A 25,952-nucleotide genomic window follows, 5' to 3' on the forward strand; every position below is an offset into this window, starting at 1 on the left:
AAGGTGAAATTACCGCAGTAAAAGCTATGGAACTTGTTTCCATGAAAAGTAATACCTTTTATAGAAGAGTTAAGGATTATGAATCAAATTAATAATTAACAAAGCCAGCAACTTGATGATGTTAAAAAAACCATCAAATTGCTGATTTTTACACTTATCTCGGTATCCACCCAAGTATAAAATAAATTCCACTCTAATCTTTAAAATATAATATAGTGGAATTTATTTTATATTTCACTATATTATATTCTATTTACTTTTCAGTACGTGACACCAATGATGGTATTCCCTCTAATATTGTTGCTATTTTCTTTTCAACTATTTCATATAGATTCTCCGCTTTACTTCTTAATTTCAAGTTATAAATGTAACTTGTTGCATAAACAATTATATATGCTCCTATAATATCCATAGGATAGTGGTGCCCAACATACACTCTTGAAAAGCTTACAATTATTGATAGTATTGTCATTATCATTCCAAGTATTCTATTGTATTTTCCTAAACCTAAAGCTATACTCATTGTTCCCGTAGCATGGTTACTTGGAAAGGATGAAGCTGTATCGTGAGGCAATAATAAATTCACCTTATTATGAACAAAAGGTCTGTCTACATGAAATATACTTCTAATGATTAAATTTAGTATTAAATTTATAACTGTTATAACAATAGTACTAAAAGCAATTTTTCTATATTCGCATTTTTTTTGTTTAATTCCTAAAATAAACACTATTACAATAGCTGCCATAAATATATAAGGTACATATTTGGAAAAGAAAATCATTGTCTTATCTAAAATTATGTTTTTATTTGCTAAATTATTTATTAGTCTAAAAAGTTCCATATTCATTTTAACTACTCCTTCAATAATATATTTAAATAAAAAATAGCAACCTTTGCCACATAGTCTTCCTATAAAATTATAAAGATTAATTTATAGCATAATATTCCAATTATAGGTCACATAATTAGACACGATAAGTTTATAGTCTTCAAATAATAAGATCTCATTATATTTTATATCATAGATATTTAAGATTAAAATTACATTAAAAAGCTCTTAGATTTGTCTTAAATCATATATAAGATGTGATTATGTGGTAATTATAATTACTAGAATAAAAAATACGAATTCAACGCAATAGATGGGTGTGGAATTGAAATGAACTACATGGGGTACGGCAACATAGCCATCTCATTTCAATTCGTGTTACAAGAATAATTAAATACTCTATTTATAAATTTTATGATAGATAATATATGAATAAATTATAGGTATAACTCTAATTAATAATATAATAATTATTGGAACTATATAATTTAAATCTATCTTTGTAGGACTTAGTATTATATGGGGCTTGTGTAGTAATGGAACAGAAAACAGCTATAAGCGTGTAAATATTTTACAGTTATAGCCGTTTTCAATTTAACCTTCTATTCTGGAGACTTCTTAATCTCTTACACTAATTGATTTAATACATTATTCTCGTTTCTTAGCTTGATGGCTATGTTGCCGTACCCCAAGTTGACGACATTGTCCATGTAGCCATAATCTATGTTAATATCAAACTCCAGATTGGTGTTGAAACAAGCGAAGCAAGGGTAGAAAGTATAACGCATTTTGCAGCAAATGTGGCATCTCCATTATATTTAGAAGCTAATATTCCTGTTGTAGTGCCAGCTGGCATAGCTGTTAATATAACTGCGACTCCTGTTACCAAAGCATCCGTTCTAAATATTATACATCCACTCCATACTAATAGTGGCAATATTACAAGTCTTAATATTGTATAATATAAAAGTTTTTTATTTACCAATGTCTTAAAATCCACATCTGCTAAAATTGTTCCAATGACTATCATGGAAAGTGCCGTACTGCAATTGCTCAAATTCTTAATCGAGGTATCCAAAAATCCAGGTAGATGTACCTGAGTAAACATGAACAACAATCCAATAAAAACTGCCACAATGCAAGGATGTGTAAGCACCCTCTTTATTAATGTCTTTTTGTCGGGTGATTCCGTGAACGTGGCTACACCTTCAGACCACATGACAATACGCTGGGGAATTAAAAAGATAGATGCATAGGCAAGACCCATTGCTCCAAAAACACCTTCTGCAATAGGATTTCCCAAAAAACCAGCATTAGAGCATATTGTTGCATATTGTAACACTTTTCTCTGTTCAGATTCATATTTAACATATAAGATTTTACTCAGAATGAAACACATAATCTGAATGAGTACAGATATAATTAATATGGTTCCAAAACTTATTAAAGTGCTTTTATTGAAAGTAATCATAAATGATTTAATAATATTGCATGGCAATAGAACATAAATCACCAGATTTGTGATGCTTTCTTTCCCCTGCTCTGAAATTATATTCAGTTTCTTAAGAATCAGACCTGTTAGTATCATCAAAAACATTGTTAACTGCAAGTCCACTAATCCTTGTATCGCCATAGTCTACCACCCGCTTTCCGTTACCCATTATAGGATTTTCTTCTTTCATATGAAGAACTAAATCTTTAAAATTTGTCTTTGTATCTGTAATCACTTCCATTTTTTACATCTTCTAAAAAAATAATATTAAATAAATGATAAGCATCCTCTATTGTGACATCATTTATGATTTTTGAAATATTTCTATAAAAAATTTCGATATTTACAATTTCTGTATTTGTAAGATCTCTGAATTTAGATTTTAAATGTGTAGCAATAATTTTAGAACTTGATATTCCAGAAATGGGTGAATCATAAATATTTGTTGTTTTCCCAAAATCCTCTGGGGCAATATATTGATACATAGATTTATCTTTTAGCATGCCATCTTGATGTATTCCTGATTCATGAATAAAAGCATTTTTACCAATAATAGGTTTTAATGGTGATGATGTATAACCTATTACATCTTCTATTAACTTACTAATTTCATAAATATTTTTTAAATCTAAATCAGTTTTAATATTGTATTTTTTGTTTAATATGCATAGAATTTCATCTACGGCTGAATTTCCAGCACGTTCTCCAATTCCTAAAAATGTTGTTTCTACCTGTGTTGCACCGTTTAAAATACCTGCAATAGTATTAGCAGTAGCAAGTCCCATATCATTGTGACAATGTATGCTTATGCCAAAAGAATAATTACAATCATATATTTTTTTTATTAATGCACCATATTCTTCCGGAGTAGAACAGCCAACAGTGTCTGCTATAGTTACATAATCAATATTATAATTATTACATAATTCCAGGACTTTAAATAAGTAAGTTTCATCAGCTCGTGTTGCATCCTCTAGGCAAACATCTACCTTAATATTTAAGTTAGATATGTAATTTAAGGATTGTTGCAATTTTGCTAACATATTTTCTTTTGTAGAATTTAATTTTTTAAGAATATGCAGTGTGGATATAGGAACAAGTAATTTTACAACTAAATTTTTATTTACATTAACTAGCTTACAAGTTAATTCAATATCTTTAGGAATTAACCTGGTTAGAACCACCATTTTTTGTAATTCGCCTAGATGCGTTGATTTTTCACTTATTAATTGGAAATCCTCTTTAGTTGTACACATTCCCACTTCTAAAGAATGAATATTTGTTGTTTTAAGCAAATCAAAGATTTTTAATTGTGTTTTGAGATCTTTACGAAGATTTCTCTGTTGCATACCATCTCTTACAGTATTATCTTGAAATTTAATCATAATGCACCTCCAAATAATTAAAAAATATTATACATTTGTTTGTGTGTTCTTTATTACAAATTTTGATATAAATTCATTAAAATTGGATTAAAACTTTGTTATACTTTTGTTATACTTTTCAGTACATGACACGAATGCTCCCATTACCCCATGTAGTAGGGGTCTCTGTAGTAATGGAACAGAAAATTACAACTTAATCTCATTTATCTCCATTTGACATATGCCCTATCATTTTAGGTTATGAGTTAAGGTACAATTATCATTTTAGCTATAGTTTAAAAAAGTATACTTTTACAAACTATATGAAAATAATCAATTATTAAGTTTACAAAGTATGAAAAAATATATTACAAACGTTTGTAAAAACATATAGACATTTACAGGCAATTAATTATATACTTAAGGTATGAAATAATTGAACGGAGGCATTAAGTATATGAAAAATAAAATATTTGCGTATATTAGGGTTTCAAGTAAAGATCAAAATACAGATAGACAGATGGACGCAATTAATGAGTACTGTAAATCTAATGATATAAATTTAGATGAAAGGGATATATATACGGATAAAGCAAGCGGAAAAAATTTTAATAGAGAGAAATACCAGGCTTTAAAGATTAATTTTAGAGAAGGTGATACATTAATAATTAAAGAACTTGACAGATTGGGTAGAGATATGGTCATGATAAAAGAAGAGTGGCATGAATTAACTAAGTCACATATTAATATTGTTGTTATAGATACACCTATATTAAATACGACAAATAAGACAGATCTTGAGAAGAGTTTAATATCTAATATAGTATTTGAACTGCTTGCATATATGGCACAAAAGGAAAGATTGAAAATAAAGCAAAGACAATCAGAAGGCATTGCAGCGGCAAGAGCAAAAGGTAAACATTTAGGTAGACCGAAAGCAGAATATCCAAGTAATTGGAATGAAGTTATTCCAAAGTGGGAAAATGGAGAAATTACAGCAGTTGAAGCTATGAAATTTTTAAATCTAAAAAAGAATACATTTTATAAATTGACTAAGAAGCTTAGAAATGAAAAAAGAAATAAGGAAATAAAAAAATTGCTATCTTAGAGATTAAGAAATAACCTAACGGAAATTCAAACAAAAGTTATCTCCAAGTAACCAAGCCCGTTGGGCACCCTCATTGAAAGTCTAAGCCCGTCGGGTACCTTCGGTGTAATTCCACGCGGAGTCCCGCGGGAGCTTCCACCTCAGCTAAGACTTTAAATTCGGCTAGGTTTATCGGAGGCCTCTTAAAGCTAAACTTTTGTTTTTATTAAAGTATAGTAATTTTTTTCTAGTGAATATCAACAACATGTTTATAACATAATTATAACTTATATAAGGTTTATCGTGATAATATTAAAAAATGTAATACAAAAATTTTATGGCCATAGCTGTAGCATAAAAATTTTGTATTACATAAAAACCTACCTCCCGCACTTCGCTTGGGGCTACCGCGTTCCACAATGGACACCTTGTCAACTCCGCTATGCTACGCTGACCACTTCCATTGTTCCACTTGGTCTACAGTCTCTTTTTCTTTTAGGATATTTACATATTTAGAGATATAAATGATTAGTTTTAAAAATACTTAATTTATAGCTTGTTCCTGGTTGCACAGATGCTTCATGCTGCTACTGATTAAAACCTTATTATATTCAAATCATAATTTCAGTTCACTATGTGTGTCTAAAGCGTGTAATAATCGTAAGAAAACCTACGGTGCTCCTATCACTAGAAGGGTAAGAGTGTGCTTTCATATAGGTTTATGCGGACATGGTAGATAAATCCAAACTATACAGAGGATTGTATGCACGTGCTGCCATTACTTTTTGCCCCAATTATTCAAGGTTTTTGGTTCAGCACTTCATAATAAAAAAGTTTTACATTTATTCAACTTTAATCAAATAGACAGTTGACAAAAGTTGAATGAAATAGTATAATTATAATTGTAGAAAGGAAATAAAATATCAGGAGGTAAAAAATGAATATTCAAATCGTATCAATTAAAATGGTAAAGGAAAAAGATTTACACTATGAGTATGAAAGTATTTCTAGGGTTCCACAATCAGCAGAGTTGGTTAGAAAGGTTATAGGTGATATGGATAGAGAGGCTTTTGTAGTTATAACATTAGATACTAAAAATCACCCAACTTCAATAAATGTAAACTCTATTGGGAATTTAAATTCTTCTATTGTACATCCTAGAGAAGTATTTAAAACAGCAATATTAGGAAATGCTGCAAGTATATTAGTGGGACATAATCATCCGTCAGGGGATACATCACCAAGTAAAGAAGATATTAATGTCACTAATAGATTAAAGGAAGCAGGAAGAATATTAGGGATAGAAGTATTAGACCATATAATAGTTGGTAGTTTTAATAACTACATAAGTTTAAAGGAAAAAGGGCTTTTATAAGCCTTTTCCTCCAATTTTAAATTTGAATATTCATTATTTTAAATAGATTCTATTTACTGAAAGGGGATAAAGAAAATGAATAAAGATAAGTATTTTGAAGAAGTAAGAGAGTTAGTCAAGATGAATAAGAATATTAATAAAGAGGATTTCGAATTGCTTTTTTTAGTAGTATCAGGAGTTGATGTTGAAGTTAACGCTGATTTTCTGACTGATAAGATAGTAAAAAGTTTAAGTATTCCTTATTCAACAGAAATATTAATTTCATGGGGATTTTTACAAACAGAGGTTGGTAGAGCATTGATAAAAGCAAAATTTAATTTGAGTAATGAAATATATTTTATAAGTGATTTAGTTGAGTTGACAGGTTTTACAAAATCTATGATATCAAAAGAAATAGCAGCTGGGAATATAAATTATGAGAAGAGAGGTGGAAAAATATTTTTCAGGGCAAATGATGTCAAAGAATATTTAGCAAAAAAAGGGATAGATAAGGTTGAAAAAGAAAATACATTAAAATATGAGACTATAAAGGAAAAGTTAATTGGTGGAGATTTTGAAAGAGAAACTGATTATAAATAAATGTAATACATTTTTAATCCAGATATTTTAATTTGCCGGAAAAAATGTATTACAGATTTAAAGGGAGTGTATTTATGATGGATAAGGAGCTTAGAGTAAATTCTACTTCATTAAGATTTAGTAAAAGAGTTGGAGATATAGTAGATAACACTCCAGGGAAAACTTTCGCTGATAAATTTGAATATATCGTTTTAAATTATCAGGAAAAGAAAGATGAAAGAGAAGCGTATTTAAAGGAATTGGATAGAAAAATTAAGATGAAGAAAAAACAATTAGATGAAATTAAAATGTATTTAAATAAATTTTTTAGCATATCTGAAAAGGTTAATATTGTGGAAAAAGCCATTGAAGGTCTAGTTAAAGATTGTAATACAAAATTTTAAAGCCACCTCAAAGATCCTTCTTTCCTGAAGAATTTTTTGTATTACATTCAAAAAAGCGCATAAGTGTATTGTAAAACAAGCATATATAATAGATGGATTAAAAATAAACTTCAATTTATACAAGTGATAAGTAGAAAGGATATCAGGATGTATAAATTAAAGCTTATTATATATGTAATTATATATAAATATATAAAGTCCGTCAAATGATTAAAATGCGTCTTATAAAAATGAAAGTGAGTGGTTAAAATGGTTAATTTAGATTCTAATAAATGTAGTTTTAATAATATTGATAATTATGTATCTATTGATAATATTGTTCATTATTTAAATAATAATGAACTTGGTTCTGGCTTTACTATTGTTAATAATGCTTGTAAATGGGGTACTACCCCAAGAAAGACCTTTGGCTATCATTCCTGGAAGAAGGGAGTTCCTGTGCCGGTGCTGATGGTGTGGCTTTGAAAAAAAGTTTAACCATTTGGGAAAAAGTCGCACCGTTTGAAAAATAGTTTAATCATAAATATATTTGAAAGTCATATTAATTTAATGAATGTGGGGTAATACCAGCAGCTGTGTCATGTACTGAAAAGTAAACGGATTATAATGGCAATTATATAACAAATATAAAAATCCACACTAATAAATTTTAAAAATTAGAGTGGATTTATTTATACTAAATATTATATCTGTACTGCGTTATTATTATACATAGCTATTGGAATCCTTTGATTTAGATATGTAGCAAAGGATATCTATTAATATATAAAGTAATAAGAAGAGAGTTAATGTTTGGTTTTACAAATATTAACTCTTACTTTGCACAAATAGCAGCTTCGCTGGTACTCCCCCATAGCCATCAAGTTAAGAAAAAATATATAAAAGAATAGCCCCCATTTATAAAAAATAGTACAATAATAAAAATCTAATTTTTATAAGAGGGTTTAAAAAATAACAAAAGAAAAATTAATGATGGAAAATGGAATTAAACTTGTTTTACCTTAATCTCTTACACTAATTGATTTAATACATTATTCTCGTTTCTTAGCTTGATGGCTATGTGGCGACACCCCATATATAAAACAATAATCCTGATATTATAAATAAAACCACGTATGATGCTGCTAATGAAGTTTGAGAATCTGTTTTTAAGTTACTTCCAAACATAGTTATAAAAAAACAATAATTCCCGTTAAAGTGCCAAAAACTGAACTTGCAGTACCTGCAAGTTGAGAAAATAATGCCATTGTCCGAGCCAATGCATTAGGCACAATAAATCCTATGAAAAAGAAAATCATAAACACAGGCACTAAAATAACATATAAATTCATATTAAAAATAAAACTTAATAATAGTATTAACATACTTACTACCAAACCAGTGATTAATACATTATTCTCGTTCCTTAGCTTGATGGCTATGTGGTATTACCCCAAATATAACTGAAACGAATCATCAATCCGTAACTAAAACTCTAAAATCATATCATACCATTCAGCACCACCGTGTACTGATTTAGATATACCTTTATTTACATATCCGAACTTTTCATAATAATGAATAAGTTTCTCTTTACAAGCTAGAATAACACCTTTACGCTCTGCTTTTTTTGATGCTTTTATCATATAATACATGAGTTTTGCTGCAATTCCCTGATTTCGATACTCTGGTATCACATCAAGTCCGAAAATAGTTTGATAATTTCCATCTAGAATATGTAGTGAGGAATCTTTGTATAGTTCATCATAAATAGTAGTTTTATTTGTAACACACCCATTAATAAATCCAATAATTTTACCATCTATTTCTGCTACAAAAAAGCTTGTTGAAAATGTATTAATACGTTGTTCTAATGATTCTCTCGTAGCCGCTTCTGTCTGAGGAAAACATATTTCTTCCACTTTTACTACTAGATGCAAATCATCTATTGATGCTTGTCTAATCGTAATATTTTTATTTAATTCCTTCTCAATACAAAAAAATTCACCTTTTCTAGATGTTACAACTCCTTTTTTCTCATAATCATTATTCTCATATAACTTACATTCATCTAAACGTATTGACTCGTAATTATTGTCTTTTCCTAATTTTTTAGCATATTTTATAAGAGCAGTAACAATTCCTTCACCTTTATATTTAGCATTAACACATAATCTATGAATAATTAAATTTTTACCTTTATTGCACTTCCATTTTATTGACTCATATGCTTTATCCTGAAATTCATTCAGAGTACTAAATCCTTTAATGACATTCTTATCAATATAGACATAAAGATTTTGTTCATTAATATCACTAGCTATCCTAAGATAAATGTTGTCCCATTTATGTATATCTTCTGATTCCATATCAATAATATTAGTTTTAATTATATTCATTATTTCCTTAATATCTTCTATTTTACCTTTTCTAATTTCCATAATTTATCTTTAGAGAGAGTATAACATAATTACTCAACCCTAACTAAATACTCACTTTCCTTTACTATATATAATATATTGATAACTTTACTAATACTTCATAATATAACAATATAAATTATTATATTAAGCATTCTATAGAAGAATAGTTCTAATCTTTATTTTTAATGTATATATACAGCAATTATATTAGATATTATTACAATTACATGCTGAAATAAATTAAAAAATACATCCATAGATAGTGTTAAAAAACTAAGTTCATAATTATTTGAATATTATGAGTATAAAATAACTTAAATTCAAATATACGTCAATAAATTTTGTTGTTATTATTAAAATAGTTTATACTATTACCCCTCTTAAAAATAAAAAGTTATTTAAAATTGTTCCTCTCATAAATATAAAACTTAATCTCAGTTGCCACTATGAAAATTCAATCATCTAAATATTCAATCAAAAATTTATATTATTTTTTAATATATATATTGCAATAAATTATATTCATCATGAAATAATTATTTTTTTAATCTAGTGTATTTTCTCATTGATTAAATGAATAATTTTAATTACAACTTATATATATAAAAAACTAACAATATAATATTAAAATATTAATACGATATCTTATAATATTTATCGTAATTGTTACTTTAATTATAAATACATACTTTTCTTATTTGATTAGTAATATATCGCACAATAAAATATCATATTATTAAATTACATATTGACTAATATTTAACACATATTATTATTATTATATGTGTGTGCATACAAAAAATTACTTTAAATGTATATAGTTTATTATATTCAATATACTTGTAATTAAAATAAATATTGCAGTATTTAGGAAATTTTTATTTATTATATAAGGAGTGAAATATGATGTCTCAATTAGATTGGAAATTTGATTTTAATAATTTAGTTAAAGAATTTGGAAATCCATTTTATTTATATGACGAGTTAAAAATCGAACAAATAGTTAATAAATTTAAAATGATTACTTATAAGTCTACAAGTATTCATTTTGCAACTATGAGTAACAATACTCCTAAAATTTTGCAAATTCTAAAAAAATTAGGTGTGAAACTATTTGTAAATTCACCTAAACATTTAATTATAGGTTTAGATGCAGGATTTTCAACAGAAGAAATTGTTTTTACAAGTACTAATTTAAGTGAGAATGATATGAAATATGCCATTGCGTCTAATGTGAAATTAAACGTAGATTCTTTAGGTCAACTCGATATGTATGGAAGATTAAATCCAGGGGGTTCAGTAGGATTACGTATTAATTTAGATAAACTATCACATTTTCCAGAAAGCCATGTAGGTGTTTATATTGGGCCTAAAAGTCGTATAGGAATTTTTGAATCAGAATTGGACAAAGCCTTTTCTATTGCTCAAAAATATAATTTAAAATTAAGAGGAGTTCATGTATATTTAGGAACTAACATACAAGAACATCAGATTTTTTTAGAGGGAGCAGAAGAGGTATTTCGTATTGCAAAGAGATTTCCAGATCTCCGTTATATTGATTTGGGAGGTGGCTTTCCAGTTAAAGTTCGTCCTGAAGAAACAGAATTTAATTTCAAAGCATTTGGAGAAGCTATTTCAAAACGTATGGAAAAATTTTGTGATGAATTTGGGCGTGAAATAGAACTTATATTTGAACCAGGAAGATATATGTTAAGTGACGCAGCTGTATTTGTTACAACTGTAACAGATATAAAGAATAGAGCTGATAGAACATATATAGGAGTTGATTCATCCATTGATATTTTCCCAAGACCATTATATTATGATGTTTATACAGAAGCCTATCATCCCGTTTTTGTATCAGGTAAAAATGAAGTTTTAACTGATAAATATATTGATATTTGTGGTAGTACAACTTATTCGCGTGATTATCTAGCTCGTGATCGTTATTTACCTAAAATTGAAATAGGTGATATTCTTGTATTTGAAAAAGCTGGTGCATATTGTTGTTCTGCTTTTTCAGAATTCTTAGGAAGACCACATCCTTTAGAACTATTAATTAATTCAGAAAACAATGTTAAAATAGTTCGTAAATCAGAAGATATTATATCACCAGATAAGATAGCTTCTATATATGATATTAAGTATTAAATTTATATTGTAATTATAGAATAAATATTATACTAAACTTATATCTGTGATTCATAATATGTAATTTAAGAAATAATATAAAATTATAAAAATTGTGAATTACAGATATATTAAAAGATTAGGAGGCTTTTATTAATATGATAGTTTCATCAATCCTAGACGTGATAGGAAATACACCTATTGTAAAATTAAGTCATCTGAGTCCACTTGGCAAGGCTGATGTATATGCTAAAGCTGAATTTTTAAATCCAATGGGTAGTGTAAAAGACAGACCTGCATTAGCAATGGTTAATGCGGCTGAAAAAGATAATAAGCTACATCATGGAATGACTATAGTAGAAGCCACTAGTGGAAATACTGGAGTAGGACTTACAATGGTTAGCGTAATTAAGAATTATAAAGTAATAATTATTATGGAGGAAATTGATATTGTAGAATCAATTTGTAAAATTGTAAAGACATTAGGTGCAGAAGTTATACGAACGAATAGCTTTGAATCAGCTGTAAAATTAGCTGAAACGTTTCAGCAAGAAAATCCTGAAAAATATTATGTACCACATCAATTTAAAAATATTGCAAATCCTCAAATTCATACTGAAACTACCGCTCAAGAAATTATAAAAGATGTAGGACCACGAATAAAAGCATTTGTTTCCACATTTGGATCAGGAGGAACTTTTACTGGTATTGGTAGAGCATTAAAAAAATATAATCCAAACATAGAGTTAGTTTTAATTGAACCAGATACTGTACCTATTTTTTCTGGAGGTAGAATTACATGTTCAGAAATTCATGGAGTGGGTCCAACTTTTGTATCTGACATTTTTGATAGATCACTAATTGATACAATTGTCCAAGTAAGTGCACAACAAGCAAGAGAAGCGTCTCTTAATATGGCACGAACTGAAGGTATATTATGTGGACCTTCTGCTGGAGCTTCAGTATATGTTGCAGCTAAAGTAGCTGAACGTTATAGTTCAAATGATATTGTTGTTACAATTTTACCCGATCGAGGTGAACGTTATTTTGGAGAAAATGTATTCTAGAACTAAATATAATATATGTAAAACACAAGGTGAATTAAAAAATCGTTTAATAAATATAGAAAAAGAAATTTCAGATATTTGTAACCAATGTGGAAGAAAGAGAAATGAAATTACAGTTTTATCGGTTTCTAAGTATGTGCCAAATGAAATTGTGGATATAGCATATAGACTTGGTGTTAGAAATTTTGGAGAAAATCGTATTGAAAAATTTGAAAATAGAAAAAAATTATCTTTTTTTAATAATTGTTCATGGGATATGATTGGTCATATTCAATCACGGAAAGTTAATAAAATAGTAGGACAATTTTCATTGATTCATTCTATAGATACAATTAAAGTGGCACGTTTAGTAAATAAATTTGCATGTGAAAAACAAATTTGCCAACCAGTGCTTTTGCAAGTTAATACGTCTAATGAGGAAAGTAAACAAGGATTTATATCTAATTTTGGAGTGTTAGAACGTGATAACATTTTCGCATGTATGGATGAATTGGCTGAACTTCCAGGATTAGACATACAAGGGTTTATGACTATGGCACCAAACACTAATGATAAAAACTTAATTCAATCAGTGTTTCATGACACTAAAGTAATTCGTGATAAATTACAAAATTTATATCCACAGTTAAATTTAAAGCATCTTTCTATGGGAATGAGTAATGACTTTAAATTAGCATTATTAGAAGGTGCTACTATTGTAAGAATTGGTTCTAGACTCTTTATTAAATAAAATATTTTAAATAATTATAGACTAATACATGAAAGGAAATGGTTTAATGTTTTCTAAGTTAGATGATAAGATTCGTATGCTCTATGATGATAAAATGGGAATTAGTACGAAAGTTCATGATCGTATTTTTTCGTTAATATTTAAAAATGATGAATATATCGGTCAATATAGTGATAATAGTGCTACAGATTTATTAAGAATGGCTAAAAAAGCGGAAATTAATAAAAATAGTCACATTTTAGATATAGGTTCAGGTCCAGGTGGCCCATCATGTTTCTTGGCATCTACTATTGGATGTAAAGTCACTGGAATAGATATATCTTCTAATTATGTAGCATACTCGAATTCTAGAGCAAAGAGTATGTCATTAAATAATGTTGAATTTATAGAAGCTTCAATTTGGGAAGCTAACTTACCAAGTAATACTTATGATTCAATAATTGGTACCGGTGCATGGTGTCATTTAGATCCTAAATATCTATTTCCACTTGTTTATAAATGGTTAAAACCAGGAGGCACTATTGCATTTATGGAAAGAGTAAAAATAAAAGAACTTACTGACGATGAAATATACAAACTTTGTACTGAATGGGCTTGTACTGAAATAAAATCAATAACTGACTATTTTAATTTATTATATTCAAGTGGATTCTCTGATATATATTTTGAAAATTTATCTATAGAATATAAAAATATTTTACAACGTTGTATAGAATCTAGATTAAAAATAAAAAATGAACTTATTAATATTTCAGGGAAAGAATTCTTTGAAAATGATTTTAAATTAGCAGAATATGAAAAAAAAGCAGCATTTGCAGGAAAACTTGGTTATGCAATGTTTGTAGGTAAAAAAATATAAATAAAATATTTATAGGGTAGGTGAATTTAATGCTTAATTATAATAAGAAAATAGAAGAAGAAATCGTATATGGTGAATATCATACACACACTATAAAACGCCATTTATATTCTGGATACACAAAATATCATTATGCTGAAGTAGTTGAATTTGAGTCAAGTGGGTTAGCACTTTTACTTGATAAACGTATTCAATCATGTCAAATAGATGAATTTGTTTATAATGAAGCAGCAGTTCATCCTGCTTTGTTAATGCATCCTCACCCTAATAGAGTATTATGCTTAGCAGGAGGAATGGGAGGAATAGTTAGAGAAGTATTAAAACATGAAAATGTAAAAGAAGTAGTTGTTATGGATGAGGATCCTATAGTAAGTGAAATAATAGAAAAATTTTTACCACATATGAAATCATCAGTTAGAACTAATCAAAAATTAAATATTTATTTTGGTAATTGTTTAGAATTTTTAAGTTCCTGTGAACCTTTTGATGTTATTATATTTGATTCGACTGATCCAACTGAAGATTCACCATATGCTTCACTTTTTACACAAGAATCATATCATAGAATCTATGATGCATTAAATGCTGATGGAATTTTATCAATTCAATTAGGTTCAGTTCATCCAGCTACGATAAATAAGTTTTTAGAAAAAAAAATTAATATTGCTGAGAAATTTCCTTTTGTTAATCCTTATCATGTAGAGGTTCATAGTCTTGGAACTTCTTGGGGATTTGCATTAGCATCTAAACGTGAATACGAATTGAACATAAATATACTTGAAAATGTAAGATACAATAAATTAAAAAGTTCATTACATTTCTTTGATGATATTTCTTATAAAAGAATGTGGTTATGGCCTAAACACCTATCTTTAAATATAAATAAAATATAACTTTAAAAAATATATTTTATAAGATTTCTCTTGATTATGTTTCTATAAATTTTCACTTTACTATTATTTTAGCAGGAGGAAAAAGTATTATGTCAAAATCACTTATTAGTAGTATAATTTATGCATTAATAGCTGATGCAGTTTGGGGATTAGCATTTATCGTGCCAAATTTATTATATAATTATACCGCAGTTGAAATAACATTTGGAAGATATTTTATTTATGGTATATTTTCTATTGTTATTTTATTTATTGAAAATAAAAAAATATATAAACTTATAAGACGTAATATGTGGAAGAATGCTTTTTTATTTGCTTTTTGCGGTAATATTGGTTATTATCTTTTTCTCGTTATTTCTATTAAGTTAACAGGTGCTGCAATTTCTACATTAATAATTGGATTACTACCTATTACTACAGCATTATATGGCAATTGTATAAATCATGAATTTTCTTTTAAAAAACTATTACCATCAATTTCTATTATTTTTATTGGTATATTTATATTAAATTGTGCCTCATTTAAAGGAACAATAGATACTAAATTTAATATATACGGAATTTTTTGTAGTTTAATTGCATTATGCCTTTGGACATGGTATGCAGTGGCAAATGCACGTTTTTTAAGAGAAAATAAAGAATTTACACCCAAAATATGGTCCACAATTACTGGAGGATCTACTTTGTGTTTAATGCCGTTTTTTGTATTAATATTAAAAGTGATGATGCCTCAATCTATAAAAATATCTCAAATGCTAAATTTTAACAATCAAATTTTTAAATTTTGGGGTAGTGCTTTAGTTCTAGGTATTATTGTTTCATGGATTGGAACAGTTTTTTGGAATAAGGCATCTAATGCTTTACCTGTTTCTTTAGCAGGACAAATGACTGTAGGAGAAACAGTTTTTGGATTAACATATTCTTTTCTGGTAGAACTAAGATTTCCCAATATTATTGAATTAGTTGGTATTTTAACAGTCATATACGGAGTTTTATTTGGTATAAAAACAGTAAGAAAATTAAAAGAAACTAATGCAGAAGAAATTAAAGAAGTTCAGCTTTAAAGTAAATTTCTATGAATTAAAAAATTTAAATACGAATTTTTATAATGTATATTTAGAATTAACTTTAGGTAACTTTCATAATTTTAAAAAAACAATCTCAATAGAAATATTGTTTTAAACACATTCATAGATCCATTAAATATTATCCTTCTTAATATTATTTTATTTCTGAAAAGGGGTAATACCACATAGCCATCAAGCTAAAAATAAAAATATAAAAAATTGGCCCCCATTTATAAAAAATAGTACAATAATAAAGATCTAATTTTTATAAGGGGGTTTAAAAAATAACAAAAGAAAAATTAATGATGGAAAATGGAATTAAACATTTATCAAAGCAATTACTAAAATACTTTTCAAAGGAAGAAATTGAAAAGATAGCTAGAAAGGTTGGATTTGTGCAAAGAGAAGGTAAACTAAAAGCATGGCAGTTTCTTTATTTATGTGCATTTTCGCAACTGGATGTATCAAAAGATACACTTATAACAATGAGTGCTAATCTAAGCTCAAAGACCAAAACAACAGTAAGCAGCCAAGCAATAGATCAGCGTTTAAATGACAAAGCAATAGAGTTCTTAAAAGAAATATTTACAAGGCTTTTAAGCAGTGTAACGCTTACGAATTCAAATATACCTACTATATGGGATTCTCATTTTAACAGAATAAGAATAGTTGATTCTACAGCATTTCAAGTCCCAGAAATATATAAGAGCATATATCCAGGCTCAGGGGGAAGTTCACAACCTTCTGGCTTAAAGATACAGCTTGAATATGAATTAAAATCAGGAAACTTTATGCACATAGATGTAGGGCCTGGAAGTGGAAATGATAATACCTTTGGAAGTAAAATAAAAGATACATTTAAGGCTGGAGATCTTTCATTAAGAGACCTGGGATACTTTAATTTTAAAGATTTTGAGGATATGGAGAATAAAAAATCGTTCTATGTTTCAAGGCTTAAACCTAATATAGCTGTTTATGTAAAAAATGAAAATGTGGAATATCTGAAAAACGGACAGCCAAAGAAATCAACTATTTATAAAAGGCTGCTTTTGAAAGATGCAGCAAATGAAATGCAAGAAGGTGAAATTAAGGAAATTTCAGATGTATTTGTTGGAAGAATTGAAAAGCGTAAAGTAAGACTGGTCATTTATAAGCTTACCAAGAATCAATTTAAAGAAAGGAAAGATAAGGTCTTTAAAAATGCTATAAAGAAAGGCATTAAGAAAAGTGCTAATACAATTGATTTAATGGGTATAACAATATATATAACTAATATATCAAATGATATATTGTTTACAAAACAAATACATGAGATTTACTCATTAAGATGGCAGGTGGAACTAATGTTTAAGATATGGAAGTCAATATTCCACATATCTAGTGTAAAACCAGTAAAGATTGAGCGCTTTAAATGCCAGTTGTATGGTAAACTGATTTTACTAGTTTTAAGTTCCATAGTGATATTTAAAATGAGATCTGAACTCTTAAAAAAGAAGAAGTTTGAGGCAAGTGAAATCAAAACTGCAGAAATAGTACATGAATATGTTGGAGAATTGTATTTTAGCTTTATGACACCTTCAAATAATTCTAAAGTTTTAATAAGAATATATAACTGCATATGTAAAAACGGACGGAAATCACACCGTAAGGACAAAAAGACCTTTTTTGACATTCTTGGAGTCTCCTATAACCATCAAGAAAGAAGGTGTAAACCCGCCGCATAAAACAATTTTATTATACTATAATTTAAAGTTCGTGTCTTCAAAAAAATTATGAATACAGGAGCTATTTTGATATGCAAAAAATCATATTAAAATAGCTCTTATGCTAAAATTTGTAATGAAGTAAACTTGTTTTACCTTAATCTCTTACACTAATTGATTTAATACATTATTCTCGTTTCTTAGCTTGATGACTATGTGGTACTCCCCCAATTGTAGTTTTGAAATAAAGTTTGATATTTTGGAATAAAGATCGATCATTTGTAATAAAGTTTAATCCGAATTAAGGGTTAAAATCCTTGTAAATGGCATAACTTCGTAATAAATATGAGTTTTGCTCAAACTTTATTACAAAAACATGGCACAAGTTGCTTGTTAAAATGATGCTTTTGATCAAACTTTGTTTCAAAAATTAATTTTTAAATTAATGGTTTTAAGGCATTTCTAAGGGATATTTTGATCAATCTTTTTTACAAAGCTACAGATGGAGCTGTTCAATCATTCTACCCAGGCCATAACTAAACTTTACCTCGGGATCTCCCAAGATGATATTGATGATGTTTACCGTCTTGTTGAACTATAAAATAGCATGTGCCATAAAAAATGAGTATATCTAATCCAAAGAGTATTAATGCTTTCCTCAATAATATACTTAAGATTGGTGACTTCCATTTATGATTAACACCCCAGGAACCACATTTATCAGAGTACTGCTGGCAGATGTACATTAATTTTGGTGGTAAAATTGATGTTATGCTTTATCATGCATATAAAAATTGCATCTTTTATAGTTGACATTTAAGTAAAAATAATACAACAAGTATTTATGTATACAAAATAAATAAATTAGAATATAATAAAGTTAGAAAGTAGGAAAGTAATATTTGGAGGTGTATAAATGATTACGCAATTAAGAGATAAAGCTCAAATTACAATACCAAAAGAAGTAATAAAAAAATTAAATTTAAAAACTGGAGATAATATAGATATTAATATTGAAGACGGAAAAATTATCATTAAACCAGTAGTAGTTATACCAAAAGATCAGGCATGGTTTTGGAGTAAAGAGTGGCAGCAGGGAGAAAAACAGGCAGAAAAGGATATAGAAAAAGGTAAGGTAGAAAAATTCAATTCAGCTGAGGAGCTATTTGAAGATCTTGATAATTGAACGCACTGATAAATTTAAAATAGAATATAAGAAACTGCCTGAAAATATAAAAAAAGCTTTTAAAATACAGTTTACTAAATTTATAGATCATCCGTATGCTGAATTTCATCCATCATTAAGAGTAAAAAGAATCCAAGGTACTACAAATGTTTTTGAAATGACAATAACTATGGGAATTAGAATGACATGGCAGTACATTGAAGATGGAATACTGCTCAGAAATATAGGAAAACACGATAAAGCCTTAAATAATCCATAAGTAAGTATAGTGGAATCATTTTCAGATGATTCCACTATACTTTGTAGTTTAAATATATTGTAATTTTATTATTTATTTGGAAAAGGTTTTATAATATATTATATAGAATTAATTTTTTTAAATTTAAGTAATATTGGGGGAGATTACTGTGATTATGACATATGATGAATTCTATAATAATTTAAATAAATGTGTAAAAGAAGGTTTGATATTTATAAATCCAGGAAAATCAAAAAAATAATTTCTATTATTAAAAAAGTAAATAAAAATGCAATAACTTATATAAGAGGAAAATCACCAATTAGACTTAGAATTAATGATTTATATAATATATATTATAATTTCAAAGAAAAGGTATGTACAACTAGTGATTTAAAAAATACTGAATTGCCTTCATTTAACGAACATGGATGTAATTGTATATTTTTGTTTATGCTATTAAAACAAATGAATCTAGTAGATGAAATAAAGGGAGAAGGTAAAAAAGGCTCTCCTTTTTACGTTTATATCAAGTAACTTATTGTAAATGAGATAAGATTTTAGAAAGTTTGTTATATAATATTTTATTGATCTCATTTAAAATTAGTAAGGTATATTTCTATTTATAATTGTGAAAGTTTTGACACTTGTACTGTATTGTTATATAATAACAATACAGTATTAAATAACAAAAAATATAAATTATAGTATATAATCCATATGTAAATTCACTAAATATAATATTAAATATATTATATACAATATTATATATTATATTAAAAAGTATATTTTAAGTTATAATATATTTTTATAAACTATATTTATGTTAAATAATTAGCAATGCAATTCTAAATAAGCTTTCATTAAATGATATCTATACTTAATCTATAGACATTGTTTTTGGAATATAATAAATATTAAGAAAGAAGTGTATATTTATGAAAATTACAAAAACTGATGAGTTAGACATAATGTTAGAAAAAGTTAGAGCCGCTCAAAGAAAGTTTTCAACTTATTCCCAAGAACAAGTTGATGAGATCTTTAGAAAAGCTGCAATGGCCGCAATTGATGCAAGGATACCACTTGCAAAAATAGCAGTAGAAGAAACTGGTATGGGCCTTGTAGAAGATAAGGTTATAAAGAATCATTTCGCAGGTGAATATATTTATAATGAGTACAAAGACGAAAAGACATGTGGAGTTATAGAAAAAAGTGAACCTTATGGTATTACTAAAATTGCAGAACCAATAGGAGTTATAGCAGCTATAATACCTACAACCAATCCTACATCTACAACTATATTCAAATCATTAATAGCATTAAAAACGAGAAATGGTATACTATTTTCACCACATCCAAGAGCTAAAAAATCAACAGTAGAAGCAGCTAAAATAATACTTGATGCAGCGGTTAAAGCAGGTGCACCTGAAGGAATAATAGGATGGATAGAAGAACCTTCAATTGAGCTAACCCACCTGCTAATGGAAAAAGCAGATATAACACTGGCTACAGGGGGACCATCTATGGTTAAATCTGCTTATTCATCTGGTAAACCAGCAATAGGAGTTGGCCCAGGGAATACTCCTGTTATAATCGATGAAACTGCACATATAAAGATGGCAGTAAGTTCAATTATACTTTCAAAAACATATGATAATGGAGTTATCTGTGCCTCAGAGCAATCAGTAATAGTTTTAGATTCTATATATGATAAAGTTAAAAAGGAATTTGAAGAAAGAGGCGCTTATATAATTAAGAAAAATGAATTAGATAAAATGAGAGAAGTAATTTTTGTAAATGGAAGTATAAATCCTGACATAGTAGGTCAATCTGCATATAAAATAGCTTCAATGGCAGGAATAAATGTACCTAAAACTACAAGAGTTCTTATTGGAGAAGTTACTTCTTTGGGAGAAGAAGAACCTTTTGCTCATGAAAAATTATCTCCAGTTCTTGCAATGTATAATGCAAAAGACTTTGATGATGCATTGAATAAAGCTGTAGTCCTTGTTAATTTAGGGGGACTAGGCCATACTTCAGCAATATATGCAGATGTAGTAAAGGCAAAAGACAAGATAGATAGATTTAGTAATGCTATGAAAACAGTGAGAACATTTGTTAATATACCAGCAGCACAAGGTGCAAGTGGAGATTTATATAATTTTAAGATAGCTCCTTCATTTACACTAGGATGTGGTTCTTGGGGTGGAAATTCCGTATCAGAAAATGTTGGACCTAAACATCTTTTAAATATTAAAACAGTAGCTGAAAGGAGAGAAAATATGCTTTGGTTTAGAGTACCAAAAAAAGTTTATTTTAAATTTGGTTGTCTTCAATTTGCATTAAGAGAATTGAAGGATTTAAATAAAAAAAGAGCCTTTATAGTAACAGGTAAAGTTCTTTATGGATTAGGATATGTTGATGCCATTACAAAAATTCTTGAAGAAATAGGTATAGATTTTAAGATATTTACTGAGGTAGAACAAGATCCAACTTTGGCTACAGCTCGAAGCGGTGCTGAGGAAATGTTGAGATTTAAGCCAGATACTATAATATCTCTTGGTGGAGGTTCTCCGATGGATGCTGCAAAAATAATGTGGGTACTATATGAACATCCAGAAGTAAATTTTGAGGATTTAGCTATGAGATTTATGGATATAAGAAAGAGAATATATACTTTTCCAAAGCTTAGAGAAAAAGCTATAATGATATCTGTAGCTACTTCTGCAGGTACAGGATCAGAAGTTACTCCTTTTGCTGTAATAACAGATGAAAAAACAGGAGTTAAGTATCCATTAGCAGATTATGAATTAACTCCAGATATGGCTATTGTTGATGCTGAATTAATGATGAATATGCCAAAAGGATTAACAGCAGCATCAGGTATAGATGCATTAGTGCACGGTATAGAAGCTTATACATCAGTACTTGCTTCTGAATTTACAAATGGACTAGCCCTAGAAGCAATAAGATTAATATTTGAGTACTTACCTCAAGCATACTCAGAAGGTGCTACAAATGAAAAAGCAAGAGAAAAGATGGCTCATGCATCAACTATGGCAGGTATGGCTTTTGCTAATGCATTTTTAGGTGTATGTCATTCAATGGCACATAAATTAGGTTCAGAACATAACATACCACATGGAATTGCCAATGGATTATTAATTGAAGAAGTTATTAGGTTTAATGCAGTAGATAATCCTGTAAAACAAGCACCATTTCCTCAATATAAATATCCAAATGTTATATGGAGATATGCAAGAATTGCAGATTATCTAAAACTAGGTGGTAACACAGATAAAGAAAAAGTTGAACTTTTAATTAAGGCTATTCATGAGTTAAAAGAAAAATTGAATATACCTTTAACTATTAGGGATGCAGGAGTTTCGGAAAAGAATTTTTATGCAACTCTAGATAAAATATCAGAATTAGCACTTGATGATCAGTGTACAGGAGCTAATCCTAGATTTCCATTGACAAGTGAAATTAAACAAATGCTTATAAATGCTTTTGATTAATGAATAATATATAAATATAGTTTAATCTTTAAAACTAGTGATTTATAACATGTATTTCCATTAGTTCATCAAATAATGGAAATACATGTTTATTATTTTGTTTAGTAACATTTTAATTACATGTAAGTATCTTTATTATCCATAAAGGTTGAATATAGAATTATTAGTAGTAAAATACTTTAGTGATAGCCATTATACAATTAAAATTATCTAATAAACAGTATATAAGATATTAATTTTAAATTAAAACTTATAAACTATTAATAAATCGCTTATAGTTATTTAATTCACATGTTTAGAATTAGTATTTTATAGCATATATTCCTATTATTTAGTAAAATAGTAGGAATATATTTTTATTACTTTGTTTGACAACGTTTTAATTGCATATAATTTAATTTATTGGATATACAGGTTGAATATAGAATTATTGGTAGTAAAATACTTTATAGACAACTAATTATAGTCTTACATGATCTTTTGACATTATATGATTAAAATTACTAAGTACTAATAAATAAAAAATTTAACTATTTTTCTTATTAATATTAATCTATATATTGAATTTTTTTCAAGTTAGCTAAATTATTAAAAGGAAGGTATTAAAATGAATAAAGTAGTTAAATTTGAAGATTTAAAATCCATTTTTAAAGATGGAATGACCATTATGATTGGTGGTTTTCTAGATTGTGGTACACCTGATGGATTAATTGATATGCTAATTGATCTAAATATAAAAAATCTAACAATTATAGGTAATGATACTGGTTTTCCAGATAAGGGTATAGGAAAGCTAGTTGTAAATGGTCAAGTTAAGAAGGTTATTGCTTCTCACATTGGTACTAATCCTCAAACAGGGAGAAAAATAATTGCTGGAGATATGGATGTAGAGCTTTCGCCCCAAGGGACATTAGTTGAAAGGATACGTGCAGGTGGATCAGGTTTAGGTGGAGTATTAACTGAAACTGGATTAGCAACAGTTGTAGAAGATGGAAAGCAAAAACTAACAATCAATAGTAAAGAATATTTATTAGAGCTTCCATTAAGAGCAGATGTAGCTTTAGTAAAAGGGAGTATAGTAGATGAATTTGGAAATACTTGTTATAAGGGAACTACTAAAAACTTCAATCCTTATATAGCAATGGCTGCTAAAACCGTAATAGTTGAAGCTGAAAAATTAGTAAAATGTGAGCAATTAGAAACAGAATATGCAATGACCCCAGGAGTATTAGTAAATTATATAGTAAAGGAGGAAGTTTAATTGATTACAGATACAAAGTTAGCTAAAGAAATTATAGCAAAAAGAATTGCTAAAGAACTAAAAGATGGGCAACTTGTAAATCTAGGAATAGGACTTCCAACTTTAGTGGCAAATTACATTCCAAAGGAATTTGAAATTACTTTTCAATCAGAAAATGGAATGGTGGGAATGGGAGCGATGCCGACTCATGGTCATGAGGACTCTAATATAATAAATGCAGGGGGACAATATGTAACTGTATTACCTGAAGGTGTTTTCTTTGATAGCTCCATATCTTTTTCACTAATCAGAGGTGGACACGTTGATGCTACTGTTCTTGGTGCTTTAGAAGTTGATCAATATGGTAATCTTGCTAATTGGATTGTTCCAGGAAAGATGATAGCAGGAATGGGTGGAGCCATGGATTTAGTAACTGGTGCTAAAACAGTAATTATAGCAATGCAGCATACTCGTAAAGGCAAGCCAAAAATTCTAAAAAAATGTACACTTCCACTTACTGCAAAAGGTCAAGTAAATTTGATTGTTACAGAACTATGTGTAATAGAAGTAACATCTGACGGCTTACTACTAAAAGAAATTCATAAAGATACAAATATTAATGAAATTAAGTCTTTAACAGAAGCAGATTTAATTATTCCTGATAAAGTAAAAATTATGGATATTTAAATTAACGTTGTAAAAAATTGATTTATACAATTAATATTAATAAGTATATTGCAAGTATTATTATAAAATAAGGGGTATAAGTAATAATTGTTTTATATAATTCATCTTTTTAATCATATAATATTAAAAAGATCATGATAAAAATACCACCAAATAAATGGTGGTATTTTTATATACTAAATTGTTTTAACTATTTTTAAGATAATCATATACAACTATAGGAGCTGGAAGAGTTAAGTCCGTAAGAATATGAGAACTAGATACTATTTCTTTTACGGGTAAATCACTAAATGGTGCCATAGCATGGTCAAATAATTGTAGCCTTGCAGGACCAGTCCATGCCTCGTGTATGGTGATATCTGTAATTTGTGCGCATACTAATTCGCAAATTCTTGGACTTCCATCGTAATCAGGTATAATTTTCAACATATAATTAGGACGACAAATTTGGTTACGTGCTTCATTTATGTCTAAAGATTCATGTTTATATCCCATAGTGGCAGTTAATACTCTTAATTTTCCATAATCTAATGTACCAACTAATGTATCCGAATCAACAAATAGTTTTGGATAACCCAGTTTCTTAGGGTATGAACTAAGCTCTCTTCCAACAGCAATAGCTGGATGGTTATCTAAATACATCATATGCAAATAATCACCTTTTTTACCATTAAAACTTACAGGAATGACCTGTCCACATTCAGTATAAGCTCCTAGTCCACTTACATCAGGCATAGCCATCATTTCAAATCTAACTAAAGGTTCATCTAACTCTAGAGGTTCTGGTACAATTTTACGTAATGTATTAGCATCTGTACGGTATACAATGTTAAGATATTCACGATTATGAAATCTATAAGGACCTCTAGGAAATGCAGGCGCAGTTAGGGGCATTGTAATTTGTTTAGATACTTCACTTTTTAACATAAAAATTCATCTTCTTACTTTTAATTATATTTGGCATTTCATCAATAATTAAATTGAGATTTTAGTATTTAAATATAAAATACTTAGGGTATGCCATTATCCTTTTACAAAATAAATTAATGAAAATTCTGATAGGATTTTTATATACTTTGTCTTAAGTCTTTTATTATGAATAACTAAAGACAATCTTTTT

At 28.1% G+C, this 25,952-nt stretch carries 25 protein-coding genes and 1 pseudogene; 18 read left to right on the forward strand and 8 right to left on the reverse strand.

Going from position 1 to position 25,952, the window contains the following annotated elements; genetic code table 11:
• Positions 1-253: 253 nt before the first annotated feature.
• The 4 genes from CLOPA_RS08280 to CLOPA_RS08290 all read right to left on the reverse strand — a co-directional run bounded on the left by CLOPA_RS08280 (position 254) and on the right by CLOPA_RS08290 (position 3,709).
• The gene (locus tag CLOPA_RS08280; RefSeq protein WP_015614981.1) at positions 254-850 is read right to left on the reverse strand and encodes an undecaprenyl-diphosphatase; all 597 of its coding nucleotides are present in this window, start codon (positions 848-850) and stop codon (positions 254-256) included.
• Positions 851-1,553: 703 nt separating this feature from the next.
• Complete coding sequence (locus tag CLOPA_RS08285) at positions 1,554-2,465, reverse strand: AEC family transporter (protein WP_015614982.1); 912 nt, start codon at positions 2,463-2,465, stop codon at positions 1,554-1,556.
• Entirely contained in the window at positions 2,395-2,565 is a 171-nt protein-coding gene (locus CLOPA_RS25550) for a hypothetical protein (protein WP_172638603.1), read from the reverse strand. Before CLOPA_RS25550 ends, CLOPA_RS08285 begins: the two co-directional genes overlap by 71 nt.
• Positions 2,531-3,709, reverse strand: coding sequence for a LeuA family protein (locus CLOPA_RS08290; RefSeq protein ID WP_015614983.1), 1,179 nt, complete (start codon positions 3,707-3,709; stop codon positions 2,531-2,533). The genes CLOPA_RS25550 and CLOPA_RS08290 overlap by 35 nt, the downstream gene beginning before the upstream one ends.
• Before the next feature lie 436 nt (positions 3,710-4,145).
• On the opposite strand from CLOPA_RS08290, the gene CLOPA_RS08295 reads away from it, so the two are divergent.
• The 5 genes from CLOPA_RS08295 to CLOPA_RS08315 all read left to right on the forward strand — a co-directional run bounded on the left by CLOPA_RS08295 (position 4,146) and on the right by CLOPA_RS08315 (position 7,577).
• Positions 4,146-4,796, forward strand: coding sequence for a recombinase family protein (locus tag CLOPA_RS08295; protein WP_015614984.1), 651 nt, complete (start codon positions 4,146-4,148; stop codon positions 4,794-4,796).
• A gap of 916 nt (positions 4,797-5,712) precedes the next feature.
• The gene (locus CLOPA_RS08300; protein WP_015614985.1) at positions 5,713-6,150 is read left to right on the forward strand and encodes a JAB domain-containing protein; all 438 of its coding nucleotides are present in this window, start codon (positions 5,713-5,715) and stop codon (positions 6,148-6,150) included.
• 75 nt (positions 6,151-6,225) lie between these two features.
• Entirely contained in the window at positions 6,226-6,729 is a 504-nt protein-coding gene (locus CLOPA_RS08305) for a hypothetical protein (RefSeq protein WP_015614986.1), read from the forward strand.
• A 74-nt stretch (positions 6,730-6,803) separates the two neighbouring features.
• The gene (locus CLOPA_RS08310; RefSeq protein WP_015614987.1) at positions 6,804-7,112 is read left to right on the forward strand and encodes a hypothetical protein; all 309 of its coding nucleotides are present in this window, start codon (positions 6,804-6,806) and stop codon (positions 7,110-7,112) included.
• A gap of 249 nt (positions 7,113-7,361) precedes the next feature.
• Positions 7,362-7,577 (forward strand): hypothetical protein, encoded by a 216-nt coding sequence (locus tag CLOPA_RS08315; RefSeq protein ID WP_041710843.1) that lies wholly within the window; start codon positions 7,362-7,364, stop codon positions 7,575-7,577.
• Between the two features lie 704 nt (positions 7,578-8,281).
• On the opposite strand, the gene CLOPA_RS25555 is transcribed toward CLOPA_RS08315, so the two are convergent.
• From CLOPA_RS25555 to CLOPA_RS26005, 3 genes and pseudogenes are all read right to left on the reverse strand, one after another.
• Positions 8,282-8,476, reverse strand: coding sequence for a hypothetical protein (locus tag CLOPA_RS25555; protein ID WP_041710844.1), 195 nt, complete (start codon positions 8,474-8,476; stop codon positions 8,282-8,284).
• Positions 8,477-8,578: 102 nt separating this feature from the next.
• Positions 8,579-9,085: a GNAT family N-acetyltransferase gene (locus CLOPA_RS24940; RefSeq protein ID WP_041711358.1), complete on the reverse strand. Its 507-nt coding sequence runs from the start codon at positions 9,083-9,085 to the stop codon at positions 8,579-8,581.
• 84 nt (positions 9,086-9,169) lie between these two features.
• A pseudogene (locus tag CLOPA_RS26005) lies at positions 9,170-9,532 on the reverse strand (GNAT family N-acetyltransferase); the annotation flags it as partial.
• 888 nt (positions 9,533-10,420) lie between these two features.
• Between CLOPA_RS26005 and CLOPA_RS08330 the strand changes: the two are divergent.
• The 13 genes from CLOPA_RS08330 (at position 10,421) to CLOPA_RS08390 (ending at position 24,832) form a co-directional block, all read left to right on the forward strand.
• Complete coding sequence (locus tag CLOPA_RS08330; protein ID WP_041710845.1) at positions 10,421-11,665, forward strand: diaminopimelate decarboxylase family protein; 1,245 nt, start codon at positions 10,421-10,423, stop codon at positions 11,663-11,665.
• 137 nt (positions 11,666-11,802) lie between these two features.
• Entirely contained in the window at positions 11,803-12,711 is a 909-nt protein-coding gene (locus CLOPA_RS08335; RefSeq protein ID WP_015614990.1) for a PLP-dependent cysteine synthase family protein, read from the forward strand.
• Positions 12,701-13,441, forward strand: coding sequence for a YggS family pyridoxal phosphate-dependent enzyme (locus CLOPA_RS08340; RefSeq protein ID WP_242834318.1), 741 nt, complete (start codon positions 12,701-12,703; stop codon positions 13,439-13,441). The genes CLOPA_RS08335 and CLOPA_RS08340 overlap by 11 nt, the downstream gene beginning before the upstream one ends.
• Before the next feature lie 46 nt (positions 13,442-13,487).
• A complete protein-coding gene (locus CLOPA_RS08345) occupies positions 13,488-14,300 on the forward strand; it encodes an SAM-dependent methyltransferase (RefSeq protein ID WP_015614992.1) in 813 nt (270 codons plus the stop codon).
• A gap of 29 nt (positions 14,301-14,329) precedes the next feature.
• Positions 14,330-15,193 carry a spermidine synthase gene (locus CLOPA_RS08350; RefSeq protein ID WP_015614993.1) on the forward strand — a complete coding sequence of 288 codons (864 nt, stop codon included), beginning with the start codon at positions 14,330-14,332 and terminating at the stop codon, positions 15,191-15,193.
• Positions 15,194-15,282: 89 nt separating this feature from the next.
• Positions 15,283-16,257, forward strand: a complete 975-nt coding sequence (locus CLOPA_RS08355) for a DMT family transporter (RefSeq protein WP_015614994.1) — start codon at positions 15,283-15,285, stop codon at positions 16,255-16,257.
• Positions 16,258-16,562: 305 nt separating this feature from the next.
• Positions 16,563-17,984 (forward strand): IS4 family transposase, encoded by a 1,422-nt coding sequence (locus CLOPA_RS08360; protein ID WP_015614995.1) that lies wholly within the window; start codon positions 16,563-16,565, stop codon positions 17,982-17,984.
• A gap of 895 nt (positions 17,985-18,879) precedes the next feature.
• On the forward strand, positions 18,880-19,149 hold the full coding sequence (locus CLOPA_RS08365) for an AbrB/MazE/SpoVT family DNA-binding domain-containing protein (protein ID WP_015614996.1): 270 nt from the start codon (positions 18,880-18,882) through the stop codon (positions 19,147-19,149).
• A complete protein-coding gene (locus tag CLOPA_RS08370) occupies positions 19,130-19,408 on the forward strand; it encodes a hypothetical protein (RefSeq protein ID WP_015614997.1) in 279 nt (92 codons plus the stop codon). Before CLOPA_RS08365 ends, CLOPA_RS08370 begins: the two co-directional genes overlap by 20 nt.
• A gap of 189 nt (positions 19,409-19,597) precedes the next feature.
• The gene (locus tag CLOPA_RS08375; RefSeq protein ID WP_015614998.1) at positions 19,598-19,924 is read left to right on the forward strand and encodes a hypothetical protein; all 327 of its coding nucleotides are present in this window, start codon (positions 19,598-19,600) and stop codon (positions 19,922-19,924) included.
• Positions 19,925-20,325: 401 nt separating this feature from the next.
• Positions 20,326-22,905 (forward strand): bifunctional acetaldehyde-CoA/alcohol dehydrogenase, encoded by a 2,580-nt coding sequence (gene adhE / locus CLOPA_RS08380; protein ID WP_015614999.1) that lies wholly within the window; start codon positions 20,326-20,328, stop codon positions 22,903-22,905.
• Positions 22,906-23,512: 607 nt separating this feature from the next.
• Complete coding sequence (locus CLOPA_RS08385; RefSeq protein WP_015615000.1) at positions 23,513-24,166, forward strand: 3-oxoacid CoA-transferase subunit A; 654 nt, start codon at positions 23,513-23,515, stop codon at positions 24,164-24,166.
• Positions 24,167-24,832, forward strand: coding sequence for a 3-oxoacid CoA-transferase subunit B (locus CLOPA_RS08390; protein WP_015615001.1), 666 nt, complete (start codon positions 24,167-24,169; stop codon positions 24,830-24,832).
• A 186-nt stretch (positions 24,833-25,018) separates the two neighbouring features.
• On the opposite strand, the gene CLOPA_RS08395 is transcribed toward CLOPA_RS08390, so the two are convergent.
• Positions 25,019-25,759, reverse strand: coding sequence for an acetoacetate decarboxylase (locus tag CLOPA_RS08395; protein WP_015615002.1), 741 nt, complete (start codon positions 25,757-25,759; stop codon positions 25,019-25,021).
• Positions 25,760-25,952 lie beyond the last annotated feature (193 nt).

It is taken from the genome of Clostridium pasteurianum BC1, from assembly GCF_000389635.1.
In the GTDB taxonomy this organism is placed as follows: domain Bacteria; phylum Bacillota; class Clostridia; order Clostridiales; family Clostridiaceae; genus Clostridium_I; species Clostridium_I pasteurianum_A.

Coding starts and splice junctions, on each gene's coding strand:
- CLOPA_RS08280 (WP_015614981.1), bottom strand. CDS start 850: ATGAATATGGAACTTTTTAGACTAATAAATAATTTAGCAAATAAAAAC.
- CLOPA_RS08285 (WP_015614982.1), bottom strand. CDS start 2,465: ATGGCGATACAAGGATTAGTGGACTTGCAGTTAACAATGTTTTTGATG.
- CLOPA_RS25550 (WP_172638603.1), bottom strand. CDS start 2,565: ATGGAAGTGATTACAGATACAAAGACAAATTTTAAAGATTTAGTTCTT.
- CLOPA_RS08290 (WP_015614983.1), bottom strand. CDS start 3,709: ATGATTAAATTTCAAGATAATACTGTAAGAGATGGTATGCAACAGAGA.
- CLOPA_RS08295 (WP_015614984.1), top strand. CDS start 4,146: ATGAAAAATAAAATATTTGCGTATATTAGGGTTTCAAGTAAAGATCAA.
- CLOPA_RS08300 (WP_015614985.1), top strand. CDS start 5,713: ATGAATATTCAAATCGTATCAATTAAAATGGTAAAGGAAAAAGATTTA.
- CLOPA_RS08305 (WP_015614986.1), top strand. CDS start 6,226: ATGAATAAAGATAAGTATTTTGAAGAAGTAAGAGAGTTAGTCAAGATG.
- CLOPA_RS08310 (WP_015614987.1), top strand. CDS start 6,804: ATGATGGATAAGGAGCTTAGAGTAAATTCTACTTCATTAAGATTTAGT.
- CLOPA_RS08315 (WP_041710843.1), top strand. CDS start 7,362: ATGGTTAATTTAGATTCTAATAAATGTAGTTTTAATAATATTGATAAT.
- CLOPA_RS25555 (WP_041710844.1), bottom strand. CDS start 8,476: ATGTTAATACTATTATTAAGTTTTATTTTTAATATGAATTTATATGTT.
- CLOPA_RS08330 (WP_041710845.1), top strand. CDS start 10,421: ATGTCTCAATTAGATTGGAAATTTGATTTTAATAATTTAGTTAAAGAA.
- CLOPA_RS08335 (WP_015614990.1), top strand. CDS start 11,803: ATGATAGTTTCATCAATCCTAGACGTGATAGGAAATACACCTATTGTA.
- CLOPA_RS08340 (WP_242834318.1), top strand. CDS start 12,701: ATGTATTCTAGAACTAAATATAATATATGTAAAACACAAGGTGAATTA.
- CLOPA_RS08345 (WP_015614992.1), top strand. CDS start 13,488: ATGTTTTCTAAGTTAGATGATAAGATTCGTATGCTCTATGATGATAAA.
- CLOPA_RS08350 (WP_015614993.1), top strand. CDS start 14,330: ATGCTTAATTATAATAAGAAAATAGAAGAAGAAATCGTATATGGTGAA.
- CLOPA_RS08355 (WP_015614994.1), top strand. CDS start 15,283: ATGTCAAAATCACTTATTAGTAGTATAATTTATGCATTAATAGCTGAT.
- CLOPA_RS08360 (WP_015614995.1), top strand. CDS start 16,563: ATGATGGAAAATGGAATTAAACATTTATCAAAGCAATTACTAAAATAC.
- CLOPA_RS08365 (WP_015614996.1), top strand. CDS start 18,880: ATGATTACGCAATTAAGAGATAAAGCTCAAATTACAATACCAAAAGAA.
- CLOPA_RS08375 (WP_015614998.1), top strand. CDS start 19,598: ATGTGTAAAAGAAGGTTTGATATTTATAAATCCAGGAAAATCAAAAAA.
- adhE (WP_015614999.1), top strand. CDS start 20,326: ATGAAAATTACAAAAACTGATGAGTTAGACATAATGTTAGAAAAAGTT.
- CLOPA_RS08385 (WP_015615000.1), top strand. CDS start 23,513: ATGAATAAAGTAGTTAAATTTGAAGATTTAAAATCCATTTTTAAAGAT.
- CLOPA_RS08395 (WP_015615002.1), bottom strand. CDS start 25,759: ATGTTAAAAAGTGAAGTATCTAAACAAATTACAATGCCCCTAACTGCG.